This is a genomic window from Salibacterium aidingense DSM 18341, assembly GCF_000429685.1.
Classification (GTDB): Bacteria; Bacillota; Bacilli; order Bacillales; family Marinococcaceae; genus Salibacterium; species Salibacterium aidingense.
This window is the reverse complement of sequence record NZ_AUCI01000034.1, coordinates 20,264-29,365: the sequence shown is the minus strand read 5'-3', so window position 1 is coordinate 29,365 and position 9,102 is coordinate 20,264. Positions and strand designations below refer to the sequence as shown.

Here is a 9,102-nt window from a genome sequence, read left to right as displayed (position 1 = left end):
ATTCCAAAACCAGAAACCTATGATTACGTCAAAAAACAAAACTTTTTAAGCGGATATTTTGGAGAAAGACGACCGTTAACGGCTATAGAAATCTCCAATCTTTATGCCAATTTCCTAAGAAATGCTTTAGGATCAGCTACAATGATGGGTTACAGTCAGGTTGCCAGGAACAAAGAGGTTGTTCAATATTTTAAAAAGGGTAAAGAAATTGCTCAAAAACATTGTGAAATATTTGAATCCTATTTAAAAGATAATGATTTACCCAGCCCCATGATGTTAGACTCTGAGGTGACAGATTCAACGACTTACACTTATTCTGACAAAAAAATGATGTTTTATTGTTCAGCTTTGACAGCCACCGGTATGGGATATTACGGTACAAGCATGTCCATGAGTCCACGCAGGGATATCGGAGTTATGTATAGCAGATTAATCGCTGAAATCGCTAAGTTTGCGGACAATGGGGCGAGAATCATGATCAAACACGGTTGGATGGAGGAACCACCACGGGCAGCGGACCGGGATGAATTAGCTGATAAAAATTAATTTTCATTATACGTTCTTTTTGGTTATTCTGTTTAAAAAAGGATATACTAAAAATAATCCATTCCTTTATTCAATCACATAGTTGAACATGGGAAAGAGCAGACCCCAATTTCAAGTCTGCTCTTTTCTACTTTGTTTAGCAGGAAAGCCCCTGCCCTGTTTATTTCAGCTTTTTATATAGCCGCATCATAACAGTAGACATCTGCTCCCGCGTAATCGGCTTCCGTGGATCCTTTCCATTGAGTAAACCCTTTTCCTGCGCCCATTCCCATGCTTCTTTATGGCTTTCATTAGGCTTCTGTTGTGTCATATCTTTAATTACCTCCTTCAACTTTTTCATTGTATTCGGTCCGGCAATGCCGTCTACAGTCAAATTATGGCGTGCTTGAAATGCCTTCACTGCTTCGACTGTTTCACTGCCATAATCTCCGTCTGCACCGAAACGCGGAAGTTCTTCTCCCGCTGCCATCAGGTCTTCTTGCAATTGTTCCACTTTACTTCCGTTGTCGCCTTTCTGCAGCAGTTCATCATCAGTGGAGGATGCGATTCCTTCCCCGTCCAGTTCTCTCTTTACGTCATTAATAAATTGCTGGAACGACACGCCGTTCTGATTAAGCGCATTTTCCGGATCCGTCTTACGTTCTGGATCCAATTTGGAATGTCCTGTGATATCCTCGTCCGGATCCCAACCGTATCTATCACATAGATAAGCAAAATACCATACATAACGCGCATACGCTTCATCAAAGTTGATGTTACCTCCATAACAGAGCTCAACTCCAATCGCTGCATCATTGGCGTCATCACCATACCGACGATTATCAGTGGTTACATTGTAAATCACATGGTAGGCTTTCTCGTCCAGCGGGATTATTTCTAAAATGTATTTATCATCAATAAACGTATGAGCCGATGCTGACGGCTGCTGGCTGTTGAAATAGTTACGATTGCCGTGTGCAGTGGATCCCGGATTACCCGTATCATGTGCGACCCCAAAAATTGGCCCGGTCAGCTTGTGACCAGGCCGAGCGTTCCCGTGCCGGATGTATTTTTTTGTGATGGCGTATCCCATGTATTCCACCTTCCTTTACATAATAAGTTTTAAATACCCGGCCACCATAGTAAGGACGGCCACTATCCATCCGCCCCAGCTCTTGATACTATTCCACACAGTTGACCGGCCCTGAGCTGTTGCCTCCAGATGATTAACTTTGCCCCTTACATCTTCAATTTCTTCTCTGGCCTTGCCAACTTCCTCACGCAGCCCGTTATATTTTTTTATTGCGGATCTGGTTTGCTCCATCTCAACACGCAGATCACGAAAGTTATCCTTAAAAGCGTCTAGCTTTTCGAATAGTTCTTTGTTCGAGTACCACTCATTGTTTTGTTCATCGCCCATGCTTGGCCCCCTTCTCTCTATATCAAGCACAAGATATTACTCGAGTCCGCTATTGATAAGTAGCTTGAGTTGGTTGAGTCCTTTTTCGCCGAAATAGTTATTGCGGTACATGGCGTAGATGATGACTACCCAGGACACCAGATCCACCCATGCATCTACAGTTTCTGAAGGAATCGCAAGACCAAACGTGGCTTCCAGCACCTGCTTTATGGCTGCGGCAATACCTGCAAGAATTGTGAAGATACTCCGGAACACCTGCGCCTTCTCCTTGTCACCTTTGAATAGCTTATCAATTACTTTTTTCATGTCCTCACTCTCCTTTTAGAATTAAAAAAGAGCCTCCGTTTGGAGACTCCTCAATGTTTTGTTTATTGCACCAAACGTCTTTTGTGGTGCTGCTTAATTCAAGGCTTTCTCTCGGTTACAGACAGTCCTTGATTTTCGTTTGTTGAGAAAGCAATATAAGAACATTTGTTTTTGTTAGTATTCAGAAAATAGAAACTCTCCATCTTTTGTCCAGTATTCTACTTTCTCTTTTATGGGATCTGAATTTTTTTCTCCAGATCCTGAATGCACTATAACTTTTATTACCTCTACAATCTCAGCTTTCGAGCAAGTTGATTCTTTCATAATTTTAACTCCTTTAAGACATCTCATTTAAATATTTCTTTGAAGAAATGTCCATTGCGATAAAGTATACAGTCACTTCGATTAATTTTTTCAAATCGTTGACGTCTTTATCCTCCCACTTTCTAATATAGTGGGCTTCATCATTACCTATCCATGTTGCTCTTTTTGCAATCTCTTTAATGTTAAGATTATCTAGTTTATTTATACACTGGCCTAAAGGTTCTTTCAAAATTTTGTCAGTATCATCGGCTTCTATATATATTAAATAGTCTTTTATTAAAAACTCCAACGCTTTACGGTAACCGATGCCAGATATTTGGGTGAGATCATTTTGCTCTGCAAAATATGATTGATTATAAATTTCTGTAAAATTTTGCGAGACTTCAAGAATTTCTTCGTTAAATTTTCGATCGACAGGCCGGATAGGGGCGTGGCTTTCCAACGCAAATTGAGGGTTTTCACTTGTCCTTTCATAGTACCCAATAATTAAGCTATTACACTTATTATTGGGACACTGAAACGACAATTCCATTTTCTTTGCTTTTTCTCTTCCACCATTATGGAAAGCTCCGCCGATATAAACAGGGTCTACATTCTTACCACATAGTCCACATTTATTAGGGAAAGCATCGACATAAACTGAGTTGCGTTCTAATGTAATAGTTCTAAATTGCATTTGACCACCTCTGTATTTTATATCCCTCCTATCTTAACAAAATATAACAAGATATGCGTTTCATAAAAAACACATCCATTGGGGGTGCTGCATCTAGTGCGCATAAGCCACGCTATTCGCTGCCCTCAATTACTGTCGGTTCGTCTCCCCAAACCGTAAAAATAGCGTCTTGTTGCGGTGACGGCAGTTCATCACTTACATTTTTTCGACCTCTTTCCGAATTTACATATGCTTTACGCCAGTTGCTTCCTACTTGTTCGTCCGTGTCTTCTGTGAATTTTTGCTTCAATATACTAACACTGTTGCTCGTTAAGTTTGATATTGTAATAATTTCTTTCATGGACTTCCCCTCCTATTCAATTTCATAACTGACAGAACCCCTAATCCTAATCCTCTCATTTGTATTTACATCTTCAACGTCCACAGGGTCAGAAGAATTTGTTCCGTCAGTATAATGAGTCCAAAAGCGAATGTCGTTATTACTAGCATCAATAGAAATAAAAGATGAACCTGTATTTAAATATTCCATTTCATGGGCGAAATTCCCTGCCCACGGTGCTCGTGCTGGAAAAGGCAACCCTGATACATATAGACGGCCCTCCCAACTCGTATCAACGTCCTCAGAATATATACGAACCTGAAACATGACGTGCACCATGTTCCCCATCCTGATGTACCTTCCCACCCGTGTGGTGTTATATGAATGATTTCCTTCATTTGTGTTTCCAACCAAACTAGGAGTCCATTCCCCCTCTTCATATTCTTCAGAAGCAATATTACCCATTCCGTGCGCGCCATCTGACACAGTTTCGGAACTATGCGTACTAAATTTCAGCACCAGTTCATTTATGGCTGCAACAATTCTCGATTTATCATCGGTATCCAAATTGTTCAAGTCGCCTCTCATATCGAGCAGTTCATTTATGGCAGCAACCAGGTTGCTCTTCTGCTCGGTGGAAAGGTTAGTTAGTTCGCCAATTTGTTCTTTCAAGTAAGCATCGTTGTTAATGAGCTGATGAAATAACGGATTTACAACGTCCGGATGAACATCATCACTTGTCTCTATCTGTCTCAACTGTTGGTCATATGCTTTCGGGTCCTCAATAGGATGATCTGCCATGCTATCCCTCCTTTAATGTTCTTCAGTAAGATCAATTTCGATGATCGTGTCTGAATCCTTCCCCTTAGGGGAGAAGTTCACAAATACTACAGGGTCTGAATCTTCGTCATAGAGAGCAACGGAAGATATATTTCGGCCGTTTCCTTCATCTGCAGAAAGTACCACTTCAATGACTGCATTGGTGCCATCAACATTTGCATTCTCAATGTCTTTGACCAGAAATTCCCCTGGTGCCTGAGTCGCATCCGGATCCGGATCATTCACATCACCGGTACTTGCATCGTGGCCGCCGTCTCCCCAGCCGACCTGAGTAATAGCAGTTAACGTATCAACTCCGGCCGATGCCTCAGCGCTTTTCGTTCTGCGAGTGGTTGCTACGGCTTTTTTTACCGCCATGCTGCTTCACCTTCCTTTCTTTGATCTCGACATTATAGGTTGGTTTGGAAGCCACCTTCATGCTTCAACCTCCTCTCCATTAATTCTCATCTGGAGGCCATACTCCGTAGGATCTCGTTCGCCATCAAACTGGTGCACGCCATTAAAAGAAGCGCTCCCGTCGAACTTGAGCGCTTTGGTAATCTGCGTATCCCTTTGTACGTGAAAACCGGCTTCATAATTGATCGGCAGCGTATAGGTCTTGGAGATTCTTGGAACGATTAAGGTGCTGTATGCAATGATGTCCTGGTATGCTGCTTCGATTGGAACGCCGAAGTAAATCCGGATGCCATCCTGTACGATGCGCCGGATCGATGTTCTGACATTTTCAATCGCGGCCGTTGCAAACTCGCCTTCTTTGGTTCCGCTGAACAAATACGTTCCATCGAATTTGGCGGTACCGTCAAACTTAAGCTGCGGGGTGAAGATATCGGTCTCGTACAACAGAACAAGGGCTGCCGGTTCGTTGTCGTACTTTTCGTACCGCCAGCATTCCGCCAGACCTTTGTATGCTTCACCGAGTAAGTTCTCCATGATCTCGTTTATCGTCTCGATATCACCATTGGAGAAATTGGCGCTGTCTTTCGTCTTGATCATGTACCGATAGGATTGATCATCCATCCCGTTTCGTCGCTGGCCTACATCCTGCCCGTATCGATCAAGCACCTTCCCCTCTGCGTTATCGATATCTTGGTAATAGACGATGGCGTCCCGAGTATCAAACAGTTTCTCCTGTATTTCCTCCCCCACTACCGCCATCAGCTTTGCGATCTTGGAATCCGGCCGTTTACTGTACCGGTCCGTGATCCATGACAGCATCTTCTCAGCTAGTGTCATTGAAACACCACCTTGTCCGCGTCCGTGCGGGCGTACTCTCTTTGACTAATTTCAATATTTTCGTAGGCAAATGATTCATTATCAGTCGATAGCTCAATACTGATATCATCAGCTTCACTGTCTTCGCCGGCTGCCATGAGAGCCTGAAAGGCAATAACATCTTCTTTGATGCCAAGGCCGTCATATTCGGTGCCGTCTGCGTCCTGACCGCCGATGTATTCAATGATATTCGATCGGATGGCCTCCTGGTCGGCTATCCCGCTTAGCGTTACATTGACATAGACATCGACAATGCTCGGCCGAGAATACCCAATCACTTGATCTTTTCCTTTGCTGTCCTGGACAGTTACTTCGGTGTCACCAAACGACTGAATGCCGCCTGATTTGTATCTCATGATCGTTTCCACAATGTCCTGTTCAGCACCGCCCCAGACGACTGGTTCAATGCTCTTTGGAGGAATGCCATCGGACGTACTACTCGTTTCATTTGAGTCCAGATAGACATCCCGGACGCCCGGCACATCAAGCAAATTGAACACAAGGCGATTTTCTTTCGAACGGGCTCGGTCTAAACGTCCCCGAAGTTCCTCGTCGCTTTCTCGATCACGTCCGCCAGAAGTGGCTTCCGGGTTAGTGACACTGTCGATACCAGGGGATGGATTCACGATCTCCGTTATGTCGCCAGCATTAACGTTGCCCTGCTGCCCTCGTTCGACAGCTTCAATGTCGGCTGTAACTGTACCGTCCGACGGAATGGTTACGCTCTCTGTAGTCCGGAACCGTATGCTGTGGCTCGTTTCAACCACAAAGCCGGAATCGATATCCGTATTTTCTTCACCGGTTATTTCAATTTCCCCAGTGGAGCGTAAGGGTCCTGATCTTCTCGCCCCTTGCCTTTTGGCATTGCGGTCAAGAGCCACTCCTGATGACGTATCCGAAAATGCTGCATTGTAGGTATCTTCAAGGTCTTGGGTGAAAATTGAAAGAACTCTGGCTATCACTCGGATTGCGATACCTAAAAATTGACGATGGGATAGATTAACCGTTTCACCAAATGCTTCCCTGGCTCTATTTTCTAAAGATGCTATAATATCGGCGTATCTTTTACGTTTAAATCCATTGCCATCAAGCATTTTCTATCACCCCATCAACCGGTAACTCTTCCCCATTAACCAAGATATAAAAATAGACCGATAGTTCTCGGTCGCTGCGATCCATATTAACCGTTATATTCCTAATACCTTCTACTCTTTCGACTTGTTCCATCGCTTCTTCAATCGCTTGCGTTATGTCATCCTCCGTTACATCTTTACCGACCATTGAGTTATGGTCCGTACCAAAACCGGGGTCTAAAAACCACTCTTCGATATTTGTTTTTACAACGCTACGGACTTCTTGGATCAACTCATCATTACCATCAACCCAAGTAGGCACACCGTCTTCCATCTCGATGTCGCCGGTCTCTTCATTTATTTTTAAGGCCTTCACCCTTCATCACCTACCAATCCTGTGATGATGGCTGACATGGAATCGTGTGGCTCTCTACTGTCTCCGTTCCCTACACGCCCTTTCACGGCGTCGGCAAAGTCTCTTTCCGTGATGCAGGCCATGACAATGTCACCCTTTTTGTATGACGGAATTAATAATATGTCCTGGGCATCTCCATCTGCCTTATAGGAGACTGTCTCGCTACCGCTGTTAATGGTGTGTGAGGTTCCGCCATCTGGGATCGGCGAGTGTTCAACATTACCGCTTTCGAGCGTCCGTTCTTTCGGAATCTTCAGTCGCTGCCTCTGAGCACGCGCATTTACAATCATCGGGAGCTGCTCTCCGTCCTCGTCTGTAAACAGAGGAACTATATCACCAATCCCCGTTTCTGCGTCATAGCGCTCCACTTTACAGATCATATTTGTATGAATCATTCAATCACCTCCAATTCTGTAATAGCTTCGTCTCGATTCCAAGTATGTGTGCCTTTCCTTACACGGTAACTCCCATTAACATCTCGAGACTTAATTTCTGGCTTGCTATCAGCCTGTATGCGGTGATTGAGCAATGAACGGACGTTGTACCCTTTAACTTCATTGCCTTTTTCATCCTCCTCAACGAACGGTTCTGGGCTGCCAATCAGGCCACGTTCAGGAGAAAAAACAAAGCGAATATCATCTCCTTCACCAGGAGGGCGGAAGTTTGCCATTCCTTTAGCGATATGAAACTTAGCGCCGCAATCTTCTGCTAACAATCGTAACCGGTATAAGATGGTTCCAGCTTCATGCTTCCCTTGTCGGTATTGCACATCCTCAGGTAAATTCAACGCGCCAATGCTAAGTCCAACGATGCCGCAGAGATCTTCGATAATCTGCGAAGCCTTCGTTCCTTCCTTGTAAGTCTTATTTACACGAAGTTTATCTCTTTGGTCGGTAGCATCCACAGCCCTTACCGTTGTTTGTCGGTCAACACCTTCTTTTACAGTATCCGATTCATATACAGCCCCAACGAAGACCGTTCCAACATCTTCTTGGTAACCTGCATTTATGATCAATGGGTCACCTCGGGATATCCGATTAATACGATCATGAGATAAATTAAAAAAGACGACTTCGGCATGATTCTTTTCCGGGTTATCATCAAACTCCACTTCGAATTCATAGTCATATAATTCAGAGGATAACGAAGCGCGCCCCATAATGATATTACCTTTACGCATAAAGCTATTCATCGATATCGCCTTCTTCCTCTGCACCAATATAGAGCAACACGCTTTCTGCGAAGTTATCGTATGTCACGCTGTTCTCCTCCTCGGAAGGGTCTAAAGGAGTTATTTGGTCAGAAGGAAGTCTTGAGTCCGTCACACCTTCAAACAGCGGTCGCCCATACACAAGTTTTTCGCCATATATAATGACCTCCCCATTTTGGTAAAGGTCTACAGTGAAGAAATCATGTTCTCCGTTGTAATGGATCTCGAAAGTGTACAAGGTTTCGTTCAGCCTAATTTCAAACTCGTATGGGATTCGTTCTTTTTCAATCGGTATGATCATTGAGGCTGCACCCTTCCTGCATTTCCTACTTCAGAAGTATCGGCTTTTAATGAGACAGGGAGCATACCTACAGTAGAAGGCCTAGCGAAATTCACCTGTTTGATAGTCATAGTAAAGTTAAAACCGTTCTGGATATTTACATCCACATCCGTTATAAACTCTTCTATGATCGCTCTCTTTAAATTCGCACGCCCGTCATAACGTATAGGCTCACCACTTAAACGCATGCTTTTCAATTCTCTATGCGCTCGGGCTGCCCCTGGATTAGTTACTACGCCTTCGATGGTGTAGGAAACCGGTTCATTGATTACATGATCATTGGCAGCCCCTTCGTCTTCGACCGGATGACTGGTCACTTCATTAATAAAACTTCTTTCTTCTCGAAGTGCATTGAATTCAACGTTTCCTATCCTAGCCATCT

General features: G+C 43.9%; 16 protein-coding genes and 1 pseudogene. 1 reads left to right on the top strand and 16 read right to left on the bottom strand.

What is annotated here, in order from left to right:
- Nucleotides 1-546: DUF3231 family protein (locus tag G475_RS0120590; RefSeq protein WP_026702874.1), on the top strand; the 546-nt coding region annotated here is incomplete at its 5' end.
- Between the two features lie 160 nt (nt 547-706).
- Here the strand turns inward: G475_RS0120590 and G475_RS27825 are convergent.
- The 16 genes and pseudogenes from G475_RS27825 to G475_RS0120515 all read right to left on the bottom strand — a co-directional run bounded on the left by G475_RS27825 (nt 707) and on the right by G475_RS0120515 (nt 9,100).
- Complete coding sequence (locus G475_RS27825) at nt 707-1,039, bottom strand: peptidoglycan-binding domain-containing protein (protein ID WP_267880117.1); 333 nt, start codon at nt 1,037-1,039, stop codon at nt 707-709.
- A 72-nt stretch (nt 1,040-1,111) separates the two neighbouring features.
- Nucleotides 1,112-1,618 (bottom strand): annotated as a pseudogene (locus tag G475_RS27820) (peptidoglycan recognition protein family protein); the annotation flags it as partial.
- A 15-nt stretch (nt 1,619-1,633) separates the two neighbouring features.
- Nucleotides 1,634-1,945, bottom strand: coding sequence for a hypothetical protein (locus G475_RS0120580; protein ID WP_026702873.1), 312 nt, complete (start codon nt 1,943-1,945; stop codon nt 1,634-1,636).
- A gap of 36 nt (nt 1,946-1,981) precedes the next feature.
- Nucleotides 1,982-2,251, bottom strand: a complete 270-nt coding sequence (locus G475_RS0120575) for a phage holin (RefSeq protein ID WP_026702872.1) — start codon at nt 2,249-2,251, stop codon at nt 1,982-1,984.
- Between the two features lie 174 nt (nt 2,252-2,425).
- The gene (locus G475_RS27415; protein WP_156911828.1) at nt 2,426-2,575 is read right to left on the bottom strand and encodes a hypothetical protein; all 150 of its coding nucleotides are present in this window, start codon (nt 2,573-2,575) and stop codon (nt 2,426-2,428) included.
- A 13-nt stretch (nt 2,576-2,588) separates the two neighbouring features.
- A complete protein-coding gene (locus tag G475_RS0120565; protein WP_026702871.1) occupies nt 2,589-3,251 on the bottom strand; it encodes a DUF4145 domain-containing protein in 663 nt (220 codons plus the stop codon).
- Nucleotides 3,252-3,363: 112 nt separating this feature from the next.
- A complete protein-coding gene (locus tag G475_RS0120560) occupies nt 3,364-3,591 on the bottom strand; it encodes a hypothetical protein (RefSeq protein ID WP_026702870.1) in 228 nt (75 codons plus the stop codon).
- A 12-nt stretch (nt 3,592-3,603) separates the two neighbouring features.
- Nucleotides 3,604-4,371: a hypothetical protein gene (locus tag G475_RS0120555; RefSeq protein ID WP_026702869.1), complete on the bottom strand. Its 768-nt coding sequence runs from the start codon at nt 4,369-4,371 to the stop codon at nt 3,604-3,606.
- Between the two features lie 12 nt (nt 4,372-4,383).
- The gene (locus tag G475_RS25860) at nt 4,384-4,767 is read right to left on the bottom strand and encodes a phage tail protein (RefSeq protein ID WP_035712200.1); all 384 of its coding nucleotides are present in this window, start codon (nt 4,765-4,767) and stop codon (nt 4,384-4,386) included.
- Between the two features lie 57 nt (nt 4,768-4,824).
- Nucleotides 4,825-5,643, bottom strand: a complete 819-nt coding sequence (locus tag G475_RS26570) for a hypothetical protein (protein WP_051302796.1) — start codon at nt 5,641-5,643, stop codon at nt 4,825-4,827.
- A complete protein-coding gene (locus G475_RS0120540) occupies nt 5,640-6,776 on the bottom strand; it encodes a baseplate J/gp47 family protein (protein ID WP_026702868.1) in 1,137 nt (378 codons plus the stop codon). Before G475_RS0120540 ends, G475_RS26570 begins: the two co-directional genes overlap by 4 nt.
- The gene (locus G475_RS0120535; RefSeq protein WP_026702867.1) at nt 6,769-7,131 is read right to left on the bottom strand and encodes a contractile injection system sheath initiator; all 363 of its coding nucleotides are present in this window, start codon (nt 7,129-7,131) and stop codon (nt 6,769-6,771) included. The genes G475_RS0120540 and G475_RS0120535 overlap by 8 nt, the downstream gene beginning before the upstream one ends.
- Entirely contained in the window at nt 7,128-7,565 is a 438-nt protein-coding gene (locus G475_RS0120530) for a hypothetical protein (protein WP_026702866.1), read from the bottom strand. The genes G475_RS0120535 and G475_RS0120530 overlap by 4 nt, the downstream gene beginning before the upstream one ends.
- A complete protein-coding gene (locus tag G475_RS25850; RefSeq protein WP_051302794.1) occupies nt 7,562-8,362 on the bottom strand; it encodes a phage protein in 801 nt (266 codons plus the stop codon). The genes G475_RS0120530 and G475_RS25850 overlap by 4 nt, the downstream gene beginning before the upstream one ends.
- Nucleotides 8,355-8,681: a phage baseplate plug family protein gene (locus tag G475_RS0120520; RefSeq protein WP_026702865.1), complete on the bottom strand. Its 327-nt coding sequence runs from the start codon at nt 8,679-8,681 to the stop codon at nt 8,355-8,357. The genes G475_RS25850 and G475_RS0120520 overlap by 8 nt, the downstream gene beginning before the upstream one ends.
- Nucleotides 8,678-9,100, bottom strand: coding sequence for a phage baseplate protein (locus G475_RS0120515; RefSeq protein ID WP_026702864.1), 423 nt, complete (start codon nt 9,098-9,100; stop codon nt 8,678-8,680). Before G475_RS0120515 ends, G475_RS0120520 begins: the two co-directional genes overlap by 4 nt.
- Nucleotides 9,101-9,102: the final 2 nt, after the last annotated feature.